The 584-nt window shown below is 53.9% G+C and carries 1 pseudogene; it reads left to right on the top strand.

Features of this window, described 5'->3' with window-relative positions:
* A pseudogene (locus AC1D35_RS36760) lies at positions 1–584 on the top strand (ATP-binding protein); the annotation flags it as partial.

The following is a 584-nucleotide window of genomic DNA, read 5'->3' as shown; positions in this document are numbered from 1 at the left end:
CTCACACATTATTTCCGCTTCAAGCCTCATCGCAGAACGGGTAGTGACGCTCGAGATGCTCCGCCAGATGGTTTTTGATCCGAAGCACCGATCCACCATCAGAGAGCGCGGCGAGCTTGATGTTCTCGTTGGCGACAACACCTGGATCTTCGGAGAGAATTTTCACTTCACGATGCAGGAGTCCGGCCTGACGAAGATCATGGCCCGAGTTTCGGAGGAAATCGGGAAATCTCGGTCGCGAAACGCTAAGGGGCGAAAACCCGACGGAAAAATCGGACGGATCGACTCATTTATGGGACGAACAGTGCCGACTTCTCAGCCCGGTCACAAAGAGTTTTTTCTCGTCGAGCTCAAGCGTCCTTCGCTGACAGTCACGCGCAAGGAGCTTGATCAGCTAGAAGACTATGTCCGCGCCCTCATCCAGCAGCCCGACTTCGCGACAACATCTACGACGTGGAACTTCTATCTGGTCACGACGGAATACGATGATTTCGTGAAGGAGCGGGTGACGCAGAAGGACCGCCCGGTTGGCCTCTTTCTCGACAAAGAAAATCACAAGGTCTGGGTCAAAACCTGGGCTGAAA

The organism is Rhizobium sp. P1_E6 (assembly GCF_056405875.1).
The sequence above is the reverse complement of the archived record's forward strand: the minus strand, read 5'-3'. Positions and strand labels throughout refer to the sequence as shown.